Here is a 19,136-nt window from a genome sequence, read left to right as displayed (position 1 = left end):
GCAGTTGAGCACGCATAGCAGAGTTCTTTTTACTGGGCATTCAACCAACCCTACTTAACGAGTAACTATATCTAACTTAGTAAGTGAGGTAAATATGCTGGTGCTTCATCCCTCTTGTGCTGGTCTGGATGTTCATAAAAAGAGCGTAGTAGCCTGTTGCCTTAAGCTGGAAGCAGATGGTACCCAGCTTCAAAAAACTCGAACCTTCGGCACTACTACGATTGAGCTTCTGGAACTGTTGGATTGGTTCTCACAAGAGGAAGTTACGATTGTAGCGATGGAAAGTACCGGAGAATATTGGAAACCAGTGCATAATATTTTGGAGGGTCAACTTGAGATATTACTGGTTAATGCTCAGCACGTTAAACACGTCCCTGGTCGCAAAACCGACGTTCTAGACGCGCAATGGTTGGCAGAATTACTTCAGCACGGTCTCTTACGAGCTAGTTTTATTCCACCACGTGCTCAACGTGATCTGAGGGATTTGACCCGGCAGCGCAGCAATCTGGTCAGGGAACGTGCCAGTGTGATCAATCGTCTACAAAAGGTTCTGGAAGCGGCCAACCTAAAACTGGCTAGTGTAGTTTCAGATATTAGGGGAGTATCCGCCAGGCAAATGCTAGAAGCTATCATCGCTGGTGAAACCGACCCACAAAAACTGGCGGAACTGGCACGTGGTAGAATGCGTGCCAAACGAGCTGAATTAGCTAAAGCTCTGAAAGGCCAGGTTCGAGATCAACACTGTTTCCTACTCACCCAGCATTTAGCCCATCTTGATTTCCTGGATGAGCAAGTTGAGATTTTCAGTTCTGAGATTGAACGACAATTGAAAGAGGGTCCGTCGGTTAATTTGGTCAGTCCTGACCCTGCTACTAAAATAGGTCAAGCTCTTGAAAGTAGTCAGAATAATTTCACTCCAGACCCCAGCACCCCAGCTACCGCTGTAGCTACGTTGAATTGGGAAGAAGCAGTGGCTTTATTAGATACTATTCCTGGAATTGACCGTAAAGTAGCCCAACTGCTTATCGCTGAAATAGGTATTGATATGAGCCGTTTTCCCTCAGCCGCACATCTGGCTAGTTGGGCTGGAGTGGCACCGGGCAATAATCGGAGTGCCGGAAAACAATTGCCGGGACGTATATCTTCTGGAGATCGACCAGTACGAAAGGGTTTAATTCAAGCTTCTCACGCTGCTGCAAAAAGTAAGAAAAGTTATCTGGGAGCACTCTACACCAAGCTAGCGGGCAGACGGGGTAAACGCCGAGCAATTATTGCAGTAGCGCATTCCATTCTGGTAAGTGTGTATTATATGTTTATTCGAAAAGAAGAGTACAAAGAGCTTGGCTATGATTACTTGGACGAACGCAAACGTGGCACTATTACTAATCGGTTAATTCGGCGGTTAGAGCGGTTGGGTTATCAGGTTAATCTTAAAAACCCTGAACCCAAATTAGCTTGATCATTTTTCTGACCGCTTTCTCTATTTGGTTAGGGGGAAACCGGATTTTCATAGCAGCATCATATTGTGTGGTAGCTTTTCAGAACCGAGCTTCTCTTGAGGCTACAGATTTGATTAAAAGCATTAGTCCGCCACTATTACCACATAAAGTGCGATGAACCTAGGAAACGTATCAGTACAAAAAGTGGGGGCTAGGCAAAGATGAAAAAATTGATATAATCAAGCGGTGCTTGAAGAATATTACCCGACTAAAATTCAAGATGAATATGCCCGTGTTAGCATCGTCTGGAAATGAGACCTTGGCTACACTAGTTTAACAGTATTATTTTTTTGCCACTTTACCCCCCACTTTTTGAACTGATACAATTCTTCGTATCCGCTCAGTTTTTCGTGGTAAAAGTGGTTTAGACCCTTGTAATTGATCTTATTTCCATTTAAAAACCTCGAATTGCCCCAGATTTTTGAAACGATACAAGTTAATTACTATCTGAGACCGAATTCTGAGATAAGGAGACCAGTAAATGACACAGGCGGCACAACTGGAACGTCTATATATCAACGGCAAGTGGCAGAATACCGGCAAAACATTTGCCATCTATAATCCTGCCACCGGAGAGTTATTAGCTGAAGTAGCGGACGGTGGCAAAGAAGAAGCTCAGGCTGCTATCGAAGCAGCAGAGGCAGCGTTTGGAAGTTGGCGTAAGGTTAAAGCCGAAGAACGCGCCGAATTGCTGGAAAAAGCGGCTGCCTTGATGAGAGAGCGGGTAGATCAGTTAGCGCGTGTGTTGACGCTAGAAAATGGCAAACCACTGGCAGAGTCTAGAGGAGAGGTCACGATAGCAGCACGCTTTCTAAAGTGGAACGCGGAAGAAGCACGGAGAGTGTATGGTCGCATCGTTCCAAGCGATCCACACAGGCGTGTGTTGGTAATCAAGCAACCTGTCGGGGTAGTAGCTGCGATAACTCCTTGGAACTTCCCCTCCAGCATGATTACCCGCAAACTTGGTCCGGCATTGGCGGCAGGTTGTACTGTTGTATTGCGCCCCGCCGAACAAACCCCTTTAAGCGCCATTGAGATATTCAAAATATTTGATGAGGTGGGCTTTCCTAAAGGGGTGGTTAACCTTGTGACAGGCTTGCGTGCCGCTGAAGTAGCTAAGGTTTGGATGGATAGTCCTCTGGTACGCAAGATTACTTTTACAGGCTCAACCGAAGTGGGCAAACTTTTAATCAGCCAGTCCGCCAAAACTGTTAAGCGGGTTTCAATGGAATTGGGCGGGCATGCCCCATTTATAGTATTTGAAGATGCTGACCTAGATAAAGCTGCCGAAGGGGTGGTACTGTCCAAGTTCCGCAACGCCGGACAGACCTGCATTTGCACCAACCGTTTATATGTCCAGCGCAACATAGCCGAGAAATTCGAACAAAAAGTGGTGGAACTCACCCTCCGTTTGCGAATCGGTAACGGGCTTGAACAAGGCGTTCAGGTTGGACCGTTGATTGATTCGAGGTCACTTTCAAAAGTCGAAGAACAGATAGCTGACGCGCTTTTAAAAGGTGGTGTGCTTCTGGCAGGCGGCAAACGCGCCGTTGGTGAAGAATTTTCGCATGGCACTTTCTATGAGCCGACTGTAATCAGCAACGCTTCTCGCGAAATGCAAATTACCCATGAAGAAACATTTGGTCCGGTTTTGCCGATATATCGCTTCGATACCGAAGAGGAAGCCACCGCGGCTGCCAACGATGTGGAATACGGTCTGGCAGCCTATGTATTCACCCGTGATATGGGGCGAATCTTCCGGGTAGCAGAGGGTTTAGATTACGGCATTGTAGGCGTAAATGATCCGATGCCTGTCTCTCCTGAAATCCCCTTCGGGGGCTTCAAGGAAAGCGGACTTTCCAGCGAAAACGGTCTGGAAGGGATACAGGCTTATCTCGAAACCAAAGCAGTTTCGATTGGAATCTAGGTGAAAAGAAGGAACTCTAATTTTCAGATTTATAGGGGACAATTCCTTTCTTACAACCGCCTGAGCACACCATAAATTTCTTGACAACATATATAAAGTAAGTTAGGATACCTTAGAAGGGGTACTACAATAGTAGTACCTGTTTTTATTTTTGCATGCAGTTATCTGACCTGTGTTGGAAAAAGAATCGGAATAGTAAATCAGCATATAAATCGCAAATAGTTCTAGCTGGAGGAAATTTAATGTCGTTTCAAGAAACGCCCGCCCCTTCGTTAAATAAAATGGAACGAATTAAAAAGGAGAAAAATCCTTTTGAGGTATGGGCTGATATAGAGCGTTACGCCGAAACCGGCTTTGAATCCATTCAGCCCGATGATTTTGATCGGTTCAAATGGTACGGTCTTTATACACAACGCCCTCAAGTAGATGGTTATTTTATGTTGCGGGTTAAAATCCCGAACGGAGACCTTACGAGCCAACAACTAAAAGTTATTGCTGCTTTATCCGAGAAGTATGGTCGCGGGCTTGCCGATATTACTGATCGACAGAATGTGCAGTATCACTGGTTACGCATTGAAGCAATTTCCCCCATTGATAAAGCTCTGGCTGAAGTGGGACTCTCTCTCAAAGGTTCATGCGGTGATACGGTTCGTAATATTATTGGCTCCCCTTTGGCAGATTGTGAACAAGGCGAACTAATCGATTCGTGGGCAATCGTACAGGAAGTGAACGCCGCTCTGTGTGGCAAAGATGAATTCAGTGACTTACCGCGAAAGTTTAAAATTTCCATTAGCGGAAGTGCCGACCACTGGGTGCAGCATGAGATAAACGACATAGGATTAGTCGGTATTAAGCATCCGGTTACGGGAGAAGTTGGCTTCGATGTATGGGTTGGCGGCGGACTTGGGGCGCAACCACATTTGGGGAAGCGCATAAAAGCTTTTATACGCCCGGAACAGGTGGTGGAGGTTTGCTATCAAATTGCCACTATATTTCGAGACTTCGGGTATAGACGCAACCGCAAGCATGCTCGCCTGAAATATCTGGTGGCGGATTGGGGCGCAGAAAAATTCCGGCAGGTTTTGGAAGAGCGATTGGGTTATGCCCTCATTGACAATCCCGATTATGAAGCTGTTACCGATAAATATCGCGATTATGTGGGGGTTACACCTCAGAAACAGCCCGGCTTGTTTGCAGTTGGGTTGGCGACTTTGCGCGGTCGCGTGAATGCAGCGCAGTTGCAGAGGGTAGCCGAGTTAGCCGAACAATATGCGGATGGACATATCAGAACTACCAGTTTGCAAAATCTGGTAATACTGAATGTGCCGGAAGCGAATGTTGCAGCACTCAGAGAGGAAGTTCGGAATATTGACCTTCCCAGCGAAGAGAAAAACTATTTTAGACGAGGCGCGATGGCTTGCACTGGCATTCAATTTTGTAAGGAAGCAGTTGCCGAAACCAAAGACATCACCGCTGAAATAGTTAGCTACTTGCAAGAGCAATTTCCGGATTGGAATGAACCGCTAAGTATCAACACCAGCGGTTGCCCCAATTCATGCACTCGCTACCAGATAGCCGATATTGGGTTACTCGGTTCAAAAGTACGGCAAGACGGCAGCGATAAAGGCGAGAAAGAGGAAGTTTACCAGATATATCTGGGTGGGCAATTGGGCGCAGGGATGCGGCTAGGGCATCACCTGAAAAGGCGTGTGCCGGTAGCAGAGCTAAAAACTTATCTTGAAGGGCTGTTGCGCCGTTACCTTGAAACCCGTCTGGAAGACGAAAATTTCAGTGGATTCATTCATCGCCACAACCTAGAGGAGTTAGAAAGCTGGTAGATTCCACCAATAGCGACTTTCACGAAGTGAGAACTCCTTACCCGATACTTCTCACTTCTACTTTTTTTAACAATCGTAGCGTGCTGGTGGTGGGCGGAGGTCAGGTAGCTGAACGTCGGATAAAAAGCCTTTTGGATTCTGGAGCCTCTATCCAACTGATAGCGCCTGAAATTACAAAGGATTTGGAACAACTGGTCAACCGGAGTTCCCTGAAATGGCATAAACAAAGCTGGCAAAGTGGAACTTTACATAAATACCCTGATGCTTTGGTGGTACTGGCTGCCACGAATCGGACGGACGTTAACCGAGAAATAGCGCAGGAAGCAAAAGCAGCAGGGCGACTTGTAAATCTGGCAGATGACCCCGCCGGTTCCGACTTTATTCTCCCGGCAGTTCTCCATTCCGGTGAAATCACCATAACCATATCCACTTTTTCTGAGTCTGCCACTCCGGTTCTAAGTGCGCACCTCAGAGAAAAGCTGGCGCAAATAATTGGTCCTGAATATGGGCGTTTATCCGCTTTGTTAAAGGAATTACGCCCCTATGTGAAAGCGACAGTCGAACCTACGTTGCGCCCGTTGCTGTGGCGACAGATGGTTGGATCCTCCGCGCTCGACTTGCTAAAAGAAAACAAAGAAGCGGAAGCACGCAGCTTATTAGAAGCTATTTTTCTAGAGTTTACCGGAAGGACTTCAAATGGCGCTTGATTTTTATTCTAATTTCTCTATCAAGCCTGAATCGACTGATACCGGGTGGGTTTACCTAATCGGGGCAGGTCCTGGAGACCCCGGCTTGATTACAGTGAAAGGACTGGAAATCTTACGGAGGGCTGATGCCATTGTATATGATTATCTGGTTAACCCTGTACTTCTGGAAGAGGTAAAGCCCGGTGCACAATTATTTTATATGGGTAAAAAAGCCGGACAACCTAGCGCCAGCCAGAGCAAGATAAACCACCTTTTGGTCCAACTCGCTCAGGAGGGTAAAATAGTTGCTCGCTTAAAAGGTGGCGACCCGTTTGTATTTGGGCGCGGGGGTGAAGAAGCCGAAGCTTTGGCGGCTGCCGAGATAAAGTATGAGGTTGTACCGGGTATCTCTAGCGCTATTGCTGTACCGGCTTATGCCGGTATCCCGATTACTCACCGCACATATTCCAGCACTTTCACCGTGATAACCGGACATGAGGAAGCAAATCGCCCTATGGACGATAGCCATATTAATTGGCGTGCCCTTGCGCAAATCGGCGGAACGCTGGTTTTTCTCATGGGATTAGGACGGTTGTCCGACATTGCAACGCGGTTGGTAGAGGCGGGACTATCTGCTCAAACTCCGGCAGCAGCAATAGAGTGGGGTACAACCGAACGCCAACGCAACGTTACCGGAACTCTACAAGATTTGCCGGAACTGGTGAAGAACGCTGAAATTAAATCTCCTGCTGTTATCGTGATAGGGCAAGTGGTAAGTCTGAGTGAACGGTTGCAGTGGTTTGACCATGCATTACTGGTGGCTGGACAATTGCAGTAAACTTTATATGGAAGATAATTTTAAGATTGCAGTTTTAATTGTTGGACATGGTAGCAAGCAGGCAGGCGCGAATAGCGCCATGTATAATGTGGCTGAATCATTAAAAGCTGGCGGCGGATATATTATTGTGGAATGTGCCTTTCTGGAGATAAACGAACCAAGCATTCCGGTAGGATTGGATATTTGTCGAGAGGCTGGCGCTGGTAGAATAGTAGTTATCCCCTATTTTCTGCTCCCCGGCAGGCACGTTCTTAAAGATATTCCGTTGCTCATAGCAGATTGGAGTAAGGCGAATCCTTCTATACAGATTATTATCGGCGACTATCTTGGTTTTAGCCCCGCTCTGGTGGAAATAGTAAAACAAAATGTCAAGGGTGCCGCGTTTCGTTTTGAGTAAAAATTTACAATCCGCCGCATTTACATTTTCTATTGGGTTTTGTAATCCCCGTGGGGGTTGAACAGGTATATGGCTGACTATTCTAATATTCCAAAAGATCAGCGCAAGCTCAAATCTTCGCTAAACGAGGAACTACCCAAAACCTCTGAATGCGACATTGTCGAAAACCTTATAATCGGGCAATCAGGCGGGCCAAGCGCTGTCATTAACGCCTCTCTGGCGGGAGTTATCCTTGAGTTGCGAGAGCGCAAGTTCGCTGGTAAGGTTCTCGGTATGCAAGGTGGAATCGAGCAATATTTGGCGGGGCAACCACCGCTTGATTTGTCACAATATAACGATGAGCAGTTACACCGTCTGGCACATACTGCCGCTGCTGCATTAGGCTCATGCCGAGTAAGGTTGGTCGAAAAGGATTATGATCGCCTTTTCAGCCTTTTTGAGCAGCATCAGATTAGATACTTCATCTATATCGGTGGCAACGGCTCAATGAATACCTCACTCCGTCTTGAGCAAGAAGCCAAAAAGCGTGGGTATAATCTAAAGTGTATTGGTATTCCAAAAACCATAGATAATGATTTATACGGTACCGATCACGCTCCCGGTTTCCCTAGCGCCGCCCGTTGGCTTGTTATCCATACTATTGATAGTGGTCTGGATTTGTTGTCTATGCGCGGCTTTGACCATGTAAAAATAATCGAAGTGATGGGAAGGCATGCCGGGTGGTTGGCTGCTGCTACCCTTCTGGCACGCTCAGAAATCAGCGACCCGCCCCATATAGTGCTTGTTCCTGAATTGCCTTTTGATGAGAAAGTGTTTCTTCAGAAAGTAGCCGAAGTTTACGAACAGGTTGGTTGCGTGTTGGTGGTGGCTTCGGAAGGCTTAAGGAATAAAGAGGGGAAATTTCTAGCAGAGCTACAAGCAGGCATTGCGATAGGGCGGGATGTAAACGGGCAGGCTTTATTAAGCATCGGGGAAGGGGTTAGTGGTTATTTGACCAATCTGGTAATCAAGGAATTGGGCTTGAAGGCACGCTACGATAAACCCGGCACTTTGCAACGGAGCGCAGCGTGCCGTTCATCTATCGACCTTGAGGAAGCTCTATCGCTAGGGCGTGCCTCCGCCAAATACCTACTTGAAGGGATGAGCGGAGTTATGCCCGCTTTGAAAAGAATTTCAAATGACCCTTATAAATATGCGATTGAGCCGATAAGCCTGTCTGAAATTACAGGTAGGGAACGAGTAATTACATCTGAATTTTTCAAGAATCAGGAACTTGATGAAGCAAAGATTAAAGAGTATCTGGCGCCGCTAATAGTGCCTAAGCCAGAAATACCGTTTAGATTTCACTAAGCAATCTCAAGGAGACAATGCATGAAAATTGGGCTGGCAGGGCTTGGACGTATCCAATTTGATATTGAAGAAGCAAGCCGACTGTATAAACAGATAGCCAATTTTTTGAATGAAACTTTTCCGCAAGCAGAAATAGTTACAGGCGCGGAGCTTGCCACTACGCCTGAACAAGCCATAAATATAGCCCATCAATTGAAAAGCGCCGGAGTTGACGCGCTGGTATTGCACTTGGCAACTTTCACCGACTCCTCCTTGATTACGGCTTTATTTACCGAACTGGATGTACCCACTATCTTGTGGGCTATGCCAGAACCGAGCATAGGGGATGCTACGCGACTCCGCTTGAACTCATTGTGCGGGGTAAATCTGGCAGCCTATACCCTAACCTCATCAGGGCGCAAATATCGCTATGTGTACGGTCTGCCGGGCGAGGTTGAAGTTAAAACTGAACTATCTCGCAATATTGGGGCGCTTTCCCTTGATCGTACTTTACGGAGCTTAAAGCTTGGAGTAATAGGTAGCCGCCCACCCGGTTTCTTTCCAAGCGGTTATGATGAACTGAAATTGTGGAAAGAAATCGGACCCCACATTCAGCTATACAACCTGAATCAGATATTTGGCGCAGCGGGTGAAATCCCCCCCGATACCACCGAAGAAGTACGGAGTATGTTGCAGAGTTGCCTTAACGGTTTGCATGAGTTACCCGATCAGGTGGTTTGCACCGCTGCCAATACCTATCAAGCATTGACCGAGTTAGCCACTAAAGAGGGGCTAGGGGCGCTGGCGGTTAAGTGCTGGCCCGAATTTTTTGTAGAACATCAGGCGGCGGCATGCGGGGTGCTGGCAGCTTTAAGTGAAAACGGTATAACGGCAGCATGCGAGGCGGATGTGCATGGCGCGGTAACAATGAAAGCCCTGAGCTTGCTCTCAGGTGCGCCAACTTTCTTGGCTGACCTCGTTTCAATGGATCGCCAGAAGGATAGCATTGTTTTGTGGCATTGTGGTAATGCGGCTTTCTCGCTGTCTGCCAACCCCAAAGAACGTAAAGCCGGGGTTCACAGCAATCGCAAGGTAGGCGTAACCGCGATGTTCCCGCTTAAACCAGGCAGAGTTACACTGGCTCGGCTAAGTTATAGTCAGGGAAAATATCGCCTACTGGTGCTGGAAGGAGAAGCGCTGGATTCACCACTTCTATTTATGGGCAATACTGCGGAAGTAAGACCTGATGTAGGCGGGAAAAAGCTGTTAGACACCATCGTTTACGGTGGATACGAACATCATATGGTTATGGCATACGGACATTATGCCGATAGTTTGTCAGCTTGGGGCGAATTACTCGGAATTGAAGTGGTCAGGTTATAAAATTGACAATATTCCTAAGCAGAAATCACAAGTAAGAATTATACATGACTAACTTGACAAATATAATCAAGTTATGCTAATTTAGCGTTAATATAAACTTTAACGGCTGTAGTATGTGCGCTATCCACGCTTTGCAATCCTACTGTACCGTTTCGCGATGTAATTATTCACCCCTAAAAGGGGGGAAAGAGGAATTTATAGGGACATCCCTAACCCCAAGCGGGGAGTTCTTTCTGTACCCATTTTTGTTAATTTTGTGTCCGGGCTGAGTAGTTGCGAAATTTTATTAGACAAGCTGTGAGAATTTGCAGGGTAAAGGAAACAGAATGCAGTTAGAATTGAAACCAAACCGCAAACCATTCCGCAAGTATGCCGGTATTACCGGCTTTTATTTAGGTGTGGCATTTATTGTGGTCGCGGCAACCGTTCCATTTCTGTGGCTGATTATTACCTCTTTCAAAACCTCAGACCGGGTATTTAAGAAGCCACCCGATTTGTTACCGTCTCCTCCAACCTTCGATAGCTATATAAATGTTTTTCAAGGTCGCAATTTTGGACAAAATATCTGGAATAGCTTCGTGGCGGCGTCATTAACAACACTCGGTTGCCTATTAATCGGCACATTCGCGGGCTACGTCATGGGACGGATAAATTTTCCGGGCAGGCGCTTCTTACTTGGTGTGGTGCTGGCGGTTTCGATGTTTCCGGGTATCGCTATAATCGGTCCCTTGTATCTGCTTTTCAGCGATTTGAAACTGATTAACCAGATACCGGCGTTGGTGTTGCCTTATGTTACCTTTAATCTTCCGCTTACGGTCTGGTTGCTGGCGGCATTTTTCCGCGATTTACCCGGTGAGCTTGAAGAAGCGGCAGAGGTGGATGGTGCGCATCCTTTTACCGCTTTCTACCGGGTGATGTTACCTCTCGCAGTGCCGGGAATTGTAACGGCGGCAATCCTGATTTTTATCAACGCTTGGAATGACTTCTTATTTGCCAATACCTTTATGAATAAGGATAGCACTTTTACCGCTCCTGTGGCAATTTCGCAATTTACCGGTGTTACCGAATCGAGCGAACCGTGGGATCAAATCAGCGCGGGGGCGGTTATTGTCACAATTCCTTTGGTACTTTTAGTGCTGCTATTCCAACGGCGAATTATATCCGGTTTGACCAGCGGTGCAGTAAAAGGCTAACGCAAACATACAACTATTTGACCTACTCTGGATTGGGTAATTATATGACAAGCTCAAGCGAATCTTTGAGAGTGTGTGTACTAGGTGCTGGCGATATGGGTGTCCGGCATCTAAGGGGCTGGCAAAACTCAGGTTGCGAAGTGGTAGCGGTTGTGGATGGAATCCCTGAGCGTTTGCAGGAGGCGGGCGAAAAATATGGAGTTAAAGGGCTTTATAGTGATTATGAGAACGCTATCCGTGAAACCAAGCCTGCGGTGGTTTCGGTGTGCTTGCCGACTTCCTTTCACACCCATGCCGCCATCTTTGCGCTGGAACATGGGGCGCACGTACTTTGCGAAAAACCCGTTGCGCTTACTGTTGAAGAAGCAGAATTGATGAAAGCCACCGCCCAAAGAAAAGGGTTGGTATTGGCAATCGGCTTTATGCTGCGCTATTCCCCCGCTATTGACCGTCTCAAACACTGGATTAGTGAAGGCTACATCGGCAGACCCATAATGGTTACTTCCGAAAACATCATGGAAGTTCGACCAAAATTGGTGATGCACGCTAAAAATATCAACGGGGGTCCTGTTATTGATTTCTGGTGCCACCACTTCGATTTATGGAGCTATTTATTTGAAAGTGAGCCGGAAAGTCTGGGTGGATACGGCGCTATCTTCGGGGCAGACAAACTTGCTGGCGAGAATCTGGGTGAATTGGCAATAGACACAGCAGCGGTAAATATCAAATATCGCTCCGGTGATATAGCGCAATTTTCTACCAGTTGGGGCTTGCCTATAGTTTTCAAAACTCATCATCTGGATCGAGATTGTTTTATCGGACCAAAAGGCTACATCATCGGAGATATTCGTGGAACGCTTACGCTGATTACCGAAGATGGGAAAACCGATACCGTTTCAAACACGGGGTTGGACTGGTGGGGACATGAAGTAAACGTTCTTGCCGATATTTTACGAGGTAGTGAACAGCCCTATATCGGAATTGATGAGGGTATCGCTGCTTTGAAGGTTTCGTTGGCAGCCTTGGAAGCAATTGAAAAAAGTCAGACCATCCGGTTATAAAGGATTAATTCAGTGAAAATCGGGTTTATCAACGCCTGTTTATCCGAGCTAACTTTCGAGGAGCAACTCAAATGGGCACATGCCAACGGCTTTGGCTATATTGAAATCCATACTGCCCCACGCACCCTGAAAGTTAACTTAAAGAAGATTGCTGCCGATAAGGGCGAGGCGCACCGTTTTAAAGAACTTTTAGCAGAATATGAGCTGACCGTTTCTAGCTTTCTGCTAGGCGGGCATCATTTACACCCTGATAAAGAGCGGCGTATCGCCAGTCAACAACATCTCAAGGATATGATTCTGGCGGCTGAAGCGCTTGATGTACCCTATGTGACTACCTTCATTGGGCGCGACCATCGCCTGACGGTAAAAGATAATTATGAACTGGTTAAGCAAAACTGGCTCGAACTGATGCGCTTTGCCGAGGCGCACGGTCGCAAAATTGCAATTGAAAACTGCCCGATGCTGGAAGAATGGCCCGGCGGTTACAATATTGCCTTTTCGCCTGAAAACTGGGAGGAGATATTTAACCTAATTCCCTCCGATTCGCTTGGACTGAACTTCGACCCCTCTCATCTGGCATGGCTAGGAATAGATTATATTGCCGCTCTTAAAAATTTCGCCTCAAAAGTGTTTCTTACTCAGGCGAAAGATACCGAGGTTATGCAGGATAAGCTCAATCAGAAAGGTATTCTAGGTGAAGGGTGGTGGCGCTACCGCTTACCCGGTTTAGGACAAGTGGATTGGGGAAAATTCATTAATACCCTGTATGAACTTGGTTACGATGGTCCGGTCACAATTGAACATGAAGACCCGGTTTGGGAAGGCTCTTTGGATAAGATACAGCGTGGTTTGGCGTTTAGCCATAAATATCTGAGCCAGTTTCTGGTTTAAATGACCCTTCGCATAGGCGCTAAAACTTGAAGGAAAAAATCAATGGCAGTTACAGGTAAACAGATAAAAACAGACTATATTATCAATTCGCGCCCATGGTGGAAGTTCAGCCAGCGCCAGAGCATGGCTTATCTGATGGTTTTACCGAGCATACTGGTTATAGTGCTGGTGGTATTCCTCCCGATTAGTCAGACAATCTGGTTAAGCCTGAATGATTATGATAAACGCATCCAACAACAGCCTGATTTTATCGGTTTGCAAAACTATATAGACTCTTTTACCAAAGAGAGTTTGCGTACCCGCTTGCTGGATGCTTTTGGTTTTACCACTGGCTTTGCGCTTATCTCGGTCGGTTTGGAATTTGTATTCGGGATGGGCGTAGCGTTGGTGCTTAATCAGCAATTTCGGGGACGCGCACTGGTGCGGGCAGTGGTGCTTATTCCATGGAGTCTAACTACTGTCGTAGTGGCGCGTATGTGGGGCTTAATCTACAACAGCGAATATGGCGTACTCAATTCTATTTTGAAAAGTCTGGGATTAATTGACAAGGATATACTGTGGACTGCCAACAAAGGAATTACCTTTTGGGCTGTTACATTCGCGGATGTCTGGAAGTCAACTCCCTTCGTAGCCTTGATTTTACTTTCCGGTTTACAACTTATCTCAGGTGACCTTTACGAAGCAGCAAGAGTAGATGGCGCAACTTGGTTGCAAAGCTTCTGGCACATCACCTTGCCGGGATTGCGCCCTACTATTTTGGTTGCGCTTCTCTTCCGCACCATTGATGCTTCTCGCATTTTCGATATGGTCTTTGTTTTGACGGAAGGTGGTTTCGGTACTGAGTCGCTTAATTACTACACCTATCAGGAACTCTTTCGCAAACAAAATTTTGGTTTTGGTTCTAGTCTCGCAGTAATTACCTTTTGCTACATTATGATCATCGCGATTATCTACATAAAAGTATTGGGTAATCGAGAGGATCAGCAACGCTAACTTATTCGGTTTCATGTAAAGCGCAGTATTGCGTTCAAAAAATGAGGAGAGATTTTTATGGAAGATATTAACAAAAATGGACACATTATTAGCCGCCGCAAGATGGTGCGCTTGCTAGGATTGAGCGCTGCCAGCGCTGCTATTCTGGCAGCTTGCGGTGACAGTACCGCCACACCTGCTCCGGCTAATACTACTGCTGCCGCTACCACCGCAGCAGGTGGGCAAGCGACTACAGCCGCCACTACAAAAGTAGCAACTACTGCCGCTGCTACTACACAGTCAGCAACTACCGCAGCTGCGCAGAATGTTACGGGAAAAGTGACGCTGGCTACGCTCAAGGGTAGTACCGGAACACCTAAAAAGATTGCTGATACATTTAACGCCAAGAATACCGGGGTAAGCATAGAGTATCAGGAATTCCCTAATGATAGCGCCGCTATGCACGACAAGTTTGTAACGGTTTTGGGCGCAAAAGATGGCACATACGATGTAATTGCTACCGATATGCCTTGGGCACCTGAGTTTGCGGCTGCCGGTTATATTGCCCCGCTCGACAGTTTTGTAACTCCCGATTTCCGCAAGAACTTTTTTGAAGGTTCGCTTTCCGGCGCAACCTTTAAAGAGAAACTTTACGGTATTCCGTGGTATCAAAATATCGGGGTTCTATTCTACCGCAAGGATATTCTGGACAAAGCAGGTTTGCAACCCCCTAACACCTTTGTTGAATTGGTAGATACCGCAACAAAATTGCAAACCGCCGATATATATGGCTATGTGTGCGCCGGCTTCAAAAACGAAGGCTTGAGCGCAATGTGGCTGGAAGTGTTGTGGGGCTTCGGTGGAGAATATTGGGATCCGGCGACTAACAAAGTGCTGGTAGATAGTCCTGAAGCGGAAGCCAGCTTGCAATGGCTTGTAGATGCAATTTTCACCAACAAAATCATCCCTGAAAAGATGATTACGTTCAAGGGACCCGATATCCAGAACGTCTTTATTCAAGGTAACGCCGTGTTTGCCCGTGGTTTTGCCGATTTGTCCGGTGCTGCAATCGGTGCAGACTCCAAGGTAAAAGGTTTGTGGGGCGCTAAGCCGGTACTGGCAGCACAGGGTAAACAGGCTTCCGGTTGTATCGGAAACTGGAACTTGGCAGTGAGTGCCAGCAGCAAAAACCCGGCAGCAGCTTGGAAAGCGGTCGAGTATTTGTCCAGCTTAGAAGCGCAGAAAGCCCATGTGTTGGGCGCGGGGGCTTTCCCTGCCCTTAAAGCTGCCTTCGATGATAAGGAAATTCAGGCGCTCAACCCGGCAATAGCGATTCTACCAGCCGCTTTTGCAAATGGCAAGCCTCGCCCGGTGACTCCGGCTTACCCTCAGATTTCCGCCGAAGTAATACAGGATCAGGTCAGCAAGGTGCTGAGCAAGCAGACCACTCCCAAAGAAGCAGTTAAAGCTATGAAATCCAAGACTGAGGATATTCTGGCAAAGTTCAAATAGGTCAACCTGTTACTTCTCCCCCTGCGAATGGGGGAGAAGCTTAAAGGAGCTTGAATGTATCGCGTCAAATTACTCTCTTGGAACGCACCTTCTTCCCTACCGTCACTAAGTTGGTTGCGAGAAAAGGGGGTTGAAGTTGTGGTGGATCCGGGTTATCCCGGCATCTCCGAAGAAGACTTGATTCGTAAAGTAGAAGGGTTCGACGGTGTTATGTGTGGGGTCGAACCTTTCACCCGCAAAGTTATATTCAGCTTGCCGCAATTAAAATCTATTGCTCGCACCGGAGTCGGCTTTGATGCAATTGACCTCGAAGCTGCCGAGGAAAAGAACGTAATTGTTACCACTACTCCCGGCGCAAACAAACATGCCGTTGCCGATCACACTATTGCTTTTATGATTATGCTGGCACATCGCTTCCCCGAAAACACAAAAGTTGTTTCAGAAGGTAAATGGGTTCGCATGGTAGGTAAGGACGTTTATGCCAAAACACTTGGTATAATTGGGGTAGGAAACATCGGTAAGGAAGTAGCGAAACGCGCTGTCGGTTTCGGTATGAAGTTATTGGGTTTTGATATAGTTTTTGATAACGATTTTGCTAATAGAGTTGGTCTTACTTATGTAAAGTTAGATGAGTTGTTAAGCCATAGCGATTTCATTACTCTGCATGTTCCACATTACGATTTGACACATCATATAGTTGGCGAAAATGAATTGGCGCTTGCCAAACCAGAAGCATATTTGATTAATACCGCACGCGGCGGAGTAGTGGATGAAATCGCCTTACACCGGGCGTTGATTGAAAAGCGGCTTACCGGGGCAGCCTTGGATGTAATGGAAAATGAGCCTGATTTCAATAGCCCGTTGATGGCGTTGGAAAATGTCATTTGGACACCACATGTTGCCGGAATCACTACCGAATCGCGCCTTGCCTGCCTTGAGGTGGCTTGCCACAACAGTTGGGCAGTTTTAAGCGGACAGGGTGAGTATTATCAGGTTAAACCCGGCTCTATTGGCTGAAAACTAAACAGAATGGCAGGGTAATTAACCTTGCCGGAGGAAATATAAATGAGCGAAACCGAAGAGAAAACTCCAACAAATAGCGCAGTACAAAATCTGGAGTGTACCTATTGTGGGAAAACCTATAACGGGGCTGAATTGCACAATACCTGCCCTGCCTGTGGCAAGGTGCTGTATTACCGCTATGACGTGCAAGCAGTAAAAGAAAGGCTGAAACGTGAGCTATTGCCCGGTCGAGTTGCCAGTATGTGGCGCTACAAAGAAGCTCTTCCGGTGCTATGGGAAGAAAATATCATTACCTTTGGGGAGGGTTGGACACCACTTCTGGAAGCGCCGCGACTCGGCAAAAAGCTTGGCATGAAAAATTTATTAATCAAGGATGAAGGGCAGAACCCGACAGGTAGTTTCAAAGCACGTGGTCTGGGTATGGCAGTTTCTAAAGCCAGAGAATTGGGCGCAAAGGCAGTCAGTATTCCCAGTGCTGGCAATGCGGGTGGGGCGGTTGCCGCTTACGCTGCACGCGCGGGAATAGCAGCGGCAGTGATGATGCCGGTAGATGCGCCGATTATCAATAAAAATGAAACAGCCGTAACTGGCGCACAAACTTGGTTAGTGCAGGGTCTTATAAACGATGCAGGACGAATCTTGAAAGCCAACGGCGAACGTAAAGGTTGGTTTGATTTATCCACTTTGAAAGAGCCTTATCGGGTCGAGGGTAAAAAGACGCTTGGTTACGAGATTGCCGAACAGCTTGACTGGGAACTTCCCGATGTTATTATCTACCCTACCGGGGGCGGAACTGGTCTTGTGGGCATGTGGAAAGCCTTTGATGAAATGGAGCAGTTGGGCTGGATTGGTTCAAAACGCCCACGCATGGTGGTGGCGCAAGCTACCGGATGCGCTCCTATTGTACGCGCTTTTGAAGAAGGGGCTGAGTTTGCACGTCCTTGGGAAAACGCCCAGACTAATAGCAGCGGTATTCGTGTGCCTGTCGCTATTGCCGATTACCTGATGCTGAGGGCGGTGCGAGGAAGTAACGGAACTGCCCTTGCAGTTACAGATGAAGAGATGATGGATGCTACGAAGGAAATCGCTTCACTCGAAGGCTTGTTCCCCGCTCCAGAAGGTGCGGCTACGCTGGCAGTATTACGTCATTTGCTGGCGCAAGGCTGGGTATCGCCCGAAGAGCGCGTAGTGTTATTCAATACTGGCATGGGTCAGAAATACCCTGAATTCATGAGTTTTGATATTCCGGTAGTACCTGCTGATACCCAATTTCTGGATTAGTGGCAAACAGGAAGTTATGCCAGTTTAGTTTCGGCGATCTTAAGTGAAACGAACATTAGAAGAATAGGCACAAAGTAAGGGGCATTGGTTCTGGCGAATTTCAGACAAGAGAACAAATATTCCTTCAGGCGTTATACGAAACAATAAATCAGGGTTCGCCGAAAGTAACGCTTTCTGCTGAGTTTCGCTGTAGAGTAGCTTTTCTTCAATTCTTTTGTGTTCGGTAATGTCGTGCCCGACACTTTGACATTCGATAAAGCGACCACTTTTATCAAATATAGCCCGGTTTGTCCATTCAATCCAGCGTGGCTTTTGACCAGGTAGGCTATCTTGATATACTAATTTTGCAAGGGGACTATTAACCGTTAAGGCTTTGACATGGGCGATTGCCCGCTCTCGATACTCTGCCGGAATTTTATCCAGAATATTACTACCCAATAGAGCTTCAATAGGCTGCTTGTACCATTCGCTGTAGGGACGGTTGACAAAGGTCAGTCGAAAATCGGCATCATAACGACAGATAAGCTCTGTCTGATAGGCGACAATGCTCGATTCGAGTACGCTTTCCGATTCTTTTGTTAAGTGCCACTTTTCAAGCGCTTGTCTGACAAATTCTATAAGACGAGGGTATTCCGCCTTTTCAACGAACCCGCTTGCCCCCAGACGCATCATATCTACTGCGTCCTGCATCGTTGCCCCTTCTGAAACAAGGATAATTGGGGTGGTGGGTTGAGAGTGTTTGACTAGCTTAATCACATCGACCGAGCTTAGCGTAGCTAACACAAAATTGCACAAAACTAAGTCCCACTCGCGCTCTTTGAGAGCTATTTCAAGCTCAAGGGCAGTTAGGATAAGGCAATACTCGAAATTGATTTTCGCAGAATCTCTGAGTAATTCAACCAAGTAGTCAACATCGGACGGGGAATCAGTGATAAGGAGAATATTGTTTTTTTCGGGTTCTACAACCTTTGAATGGCGCATGGTCATACCTTTTGAAAACCTAGCAAATTTGTATTACGACTAAACAGATATTTGTATGTCCTACTTACAATTATAATTCCTAGGGGAATACTTCCGGCTGGAAAAAGTATAAGGCTAGGAGAAGCTGCAAATGGTACCGAAAAATGTGGAGATACGGCTGCCAACAGAATGGGAATGGGCGGCGCAAGGGGGGGAGCGGAGGCGCGGGAGTATCCATGCGGTACGTGTCAGGCTGGCTATGCCAATACTAAAGAAGCTGGCTTTGAGCCGGGCGGTTGGGGTAGGGCTGTAACCACATGGGGCGGCGAAATGCGGGGCAATGGAC

16 protein-coding genes are annotated in these 19,136 nt (G+C 46.9%); 15 read left to right on the top strand and 1 reads right to left on the bottom strand.

The window, feature by feature from the left end; translation table 11 throughout:
• Positions 1-94: 94 nt before the first annotated feature.
• The 15 genes from OZ401_RS23475 (at position 95) to OZ401_RS23405 (ending at position 17,830) form a co-directional block, all read left to right on the top strand.
• On the top strand, positions 95-1,459 hold the full coding sequence (locus OZ401_RS23475) for an IS110 family RNA-guided transposase (RefSeq protein WP_341470939.1): 1,365 nt from the start codon (positions 95-97) through the stop codon (positions 1,457-1,459).
• A gap of 521 nt (positions 1,460-1,980) precedes the next feature.
• A complete protein-coding gene (locus OZ401_RS23470; protein ID WP_341472052.1) occupies positions 1,981-3,426 on the top strand; it encodes an NAD-dependent succinate-semialdehyde dehydrogenase in 1,446 nt (481 codons plus the stop codon).
• Positions 3,427-3,668: 242 nt separating this feature from the next.
• Positions 3,669-5,264, top strand: coding sequence for a nitrite/sulfite reductase (locus OZ401_RS23465; protein WP_341472051.1), 1,596 nt, complete (start codon positions 3,669-3,671; stop codon positions 5,262-5,264).
• Positions 5,265-5,290: 26 nt separating this feature from the next.
• A complete protein-coding gene (locus OZ401_RS23460) occupies positions 5,291-5,971 on the top strand; it encodes a precorrin-2 dehydrogenase/sirohydrochlorin ferrochelatase family protein (RefSeq protein WP_341472050.1) in 681 nt (226 codons plus the stop codon).
• Entirely contained in the window at positions 5,961-6,788 is an 828-nt protein-coding gene (cobA, locus tag OZ401_RS23455) for a uroporphyrinogen-III C-methyltransferase (protein ID WP_341472049.1), read from the top strand. Before OZ401_RS23460 ends, cobA begins: the two co-directional genes overlap by 11 nt.
• A 7-nt stretch (positions 6,789-6,795) precedes the next feature.
• On the top strand, positions 6,796-7,185 hold the full coding sequence (locus tag OZ401_RS23450) for a sirohydrochlorin chelatase (RefSeq protein ID WP_341472048.1): 390 nt from the start codon (positions 6,796-6,798) through the stop codon (positions 7,183-7,185).
• 69 nt (positions 7,186-7,254) lie between these two features.
• A complete protein-coding gene (locus OZ401_RS23445) occupies positions 7,255-8,535 on the top strand; it encodes a diphosphate--fructose-6-phosphate 1-phosphotransferase (RefSeq protein ID WP_341472047.1) in 1,281 nt (426 codons plus the stop codon).
• Between the two features lie 21 nt (positions 8,536-8,556).
• On the top strand, positions 8,557-9,897 hold the full coding sequence (locus tag OZ401_RS23440; protein ID WP_341472046.1) for an L-fucose/L-arabinose isomerase family protein: 1,341 nt from the start codon (positions 8,557-8,559) through the stop codon (positions 9,895-9,897).
• Positions 9,898-10,223: 326 nt separating this feature from the next.
• A complete protein-coding gene (locus OZ401_RS23435; protein WP_341472045.1) occupies positions 10,224-11,090 on the top strand; it encodes a carbohydrate ABC transporter permease in 867 nt (288 codons plus the stop codon).
• Positions 11,091-11,134: 44 nt separating this feature from the next.
• The gene (locus tag OZ401_RS23430; RefSeq protein ID WP_341472044.1) at positions 11,135-12,151 is read left to right on the top strand and encodes a Gfo/Idh/MocA family protein; all 1,017 of its coding nucleotides are present in this window, start codon (positions 11,135-11,137) and stop codon (positions 12,149-12,151) included.
• 12 nt (positions 12,152-12,163) lie between these two features.
• On the top strand, positions 12,164-13,042 hold the full coding sequence (locus OZ401_RS23425; RefSeq protein WP_341472043.1) for a sugar phosphate isomerase/epimerase family protein: 879 nt from the start codon (positions 12,164-12,166) through the stop codon (positions 13,040-13,042).
• Positions 13,043-13,084: 42 nt separating this feature from the next.
• A complete protein-coding gene (locus tag OZ401_RS23420; RefSeq protein WP_341472042.1) occupies positions 13,085-14,035 on the top strand; it encodes a carbohydrate ABC transporter permease in 951 nt (316 codons plus the stop codon).
• A gap of 57 nt (positions 14,036-14,092) precedes the next feature.
• The gene (locus tag OZ401_RS23415; RefSeq protein ID WP_341472041.1) at positions 14,093-15,526 is read left to right on the top strand and encodes an ABC transporter substrate-binding protein; all 1,434 of its coding nucleotides are present in this window, start codon (positions 14,093-14,095) and stop codon (positions 15,524-15,526) included.
• Between the two features lie 54 nt (positions 15,527-15,580).
• The gene (locus tag OZ401_RS23410; RefSeq protein WP_341472040.1) at positions 15,581-16,543 is read left to right on the top strand and encodes a phosphoglycerate dehydrogenase; all 963 of its coding nucleotides are present in this window, start codon (positions 15,581-15,583) and stop codon (positions 16,541-16,543) included.
• A gap of 48 nt (positions 16,544-16,591) precedes the next feature.
• Positions 16,592-17,830: a threonine synthase gene (locus OZ401_RS23405; protein ID WP_341472039.1), complete on the top strand. Its 1,239-nt coding sequence runs from the start codon at positions 16,592-16,594 to the stop codon at positions 17,828-17,830.
• Between the two features lie 39 nt (positions 17,831-17,869).
• Here OZ401_RS23405 and OZ401_RS23400 read toward each other — a convergent pair whose 3' ends face one another.
• Positions 17,870-18,811: a PAS domain-containing response regulator gene (locus OZ401_RS23400; protein WP_341472038.1), complete on the bottom strand. Its 942-nt coding sequence runs from the start codon at positions 18,809-18,811 to the stop codon at positions 17,870-17,872.
• Between the last annotated feature and the right edge of the window lie 325 nt (positions 18,812-19,136).

It is taken from the genome of Candidatus Chlorohelix allophototropha (assembly GCF_030389965.1).
Taxonomy (GTDB): Bacteria; Chloroflexota; Chloroflexia; order Chloroheliales; family Chloroheliaceae; genus Chlorohelix; species Chlorohelix allophototropha.
This window is presented reverse-complemented; position numbering and strand designations above follow the sequence as displayed.

What these genes read in the sequence shown, in the direction of transcription:
- OZ401_RS23440 (WP_341472046.1), top strand. Translation starts at nt 8,557, where the DNA reads ATGAAAATTGGGCTGGCAGGGCTTGGACGTATCCAATTTGATATTGAA.
- OZ401_RS23435 (WP_341472045.1), top strand. Translation starts at nt 10,224, where the DNA reads ATGCAGTTAGAATTGAAACCAAACCGCAAACCATTCCGCAAGTATGCC.
- OZ401_RS23430 (WP_341472044.1), top strand. Translation starts at nt 11,135, where the DNA reads ATGACAAGCTCAAGCGAATCTTTGAGAGTGTGTGTACTAGGTGCTGGC.
- OZ401_RS23405 (WP_341472039.1), top strand. Translation starts at nt 16,592, where the DNA reads ATGAGCGAAACCGAAGAGAAAACTCCAACAAATAGCGCAGTACAAAAT.
- OZ401_RS23475 (WP_341470939.1), top strand. Translation starts at nt 95, where the DNA reads ATGCTGGTGCTTCATCCCTCTTGTGCTGGTCTGGATGTTCATAAAAAG.
- OZ401_RS23470 (WP_341472052.1), top strand. Translation starts at nt 1,981, where the DNA reads ATGACACAGGCGGCACAACTGGAACGTCTATATATCAACGGCAAGTGG.
- OZ401_RS23400 (WP_341472038.1), bottom strand. Translation starts at nt 18,811, where the DNA reads ATGCGCCATTCAAAGGTTGTAGAACCCGAAAAAAACAATATTCTCCTT.
- OZ401_RS23415 (WP_341472041.1), top strand. Translation starts at nt 14,093, where the DNA reads ATGGAAGATATTAACAAAAATGGACACATTATTAGCCGCCGCAAGATG.
- cobA (WP_341472049.1), top strand. Translation starts at nt 5,961, where the DNA reads ATGGCGCTTGATTTTTATTCTAATTTCTCTATCAAGCCTGAATCGACT.
- OZ401_RS23450 (WP_341472048.1), top strand. Translation starts at nt 6,796, where the DNA reads ATGGAAGATAATTTTAAGATTGCAGTTTTAATTGTTGGACATGGTAGC.
- OZ401_RS23420 (WP_341472042.1), top strand. Translation starts at nt 13,085, where the DNA reads ATGGCAGTTACAGGTAAACAGATAAAAACAGACTATATTATCAATTCG.
- OZ401_RS23465 (WP_341472051.1), top strand. Translation starts at nt 3,669, where the DNA reads ATGTCGTTTCAAGAAACGCCCGCCCCTTCGTTAAATAAAATGGAACGA.
- OZ401_RS23445 (WP_341472047.1), top strand. Translation starts at nt 7,255, where the DNA reads ATGGCTGACTATTCTAATATTCCAAAAGATCAGCGCAAGCTCAAATCT.
- OZ401_RS23410 (WP_341472040.1), top strand. Translation starts at nt 15,581, where the DNA reads ATGTATCGCGTCAAATTACTCTCTTGGAACGCACCTTCTTCCCTACCG.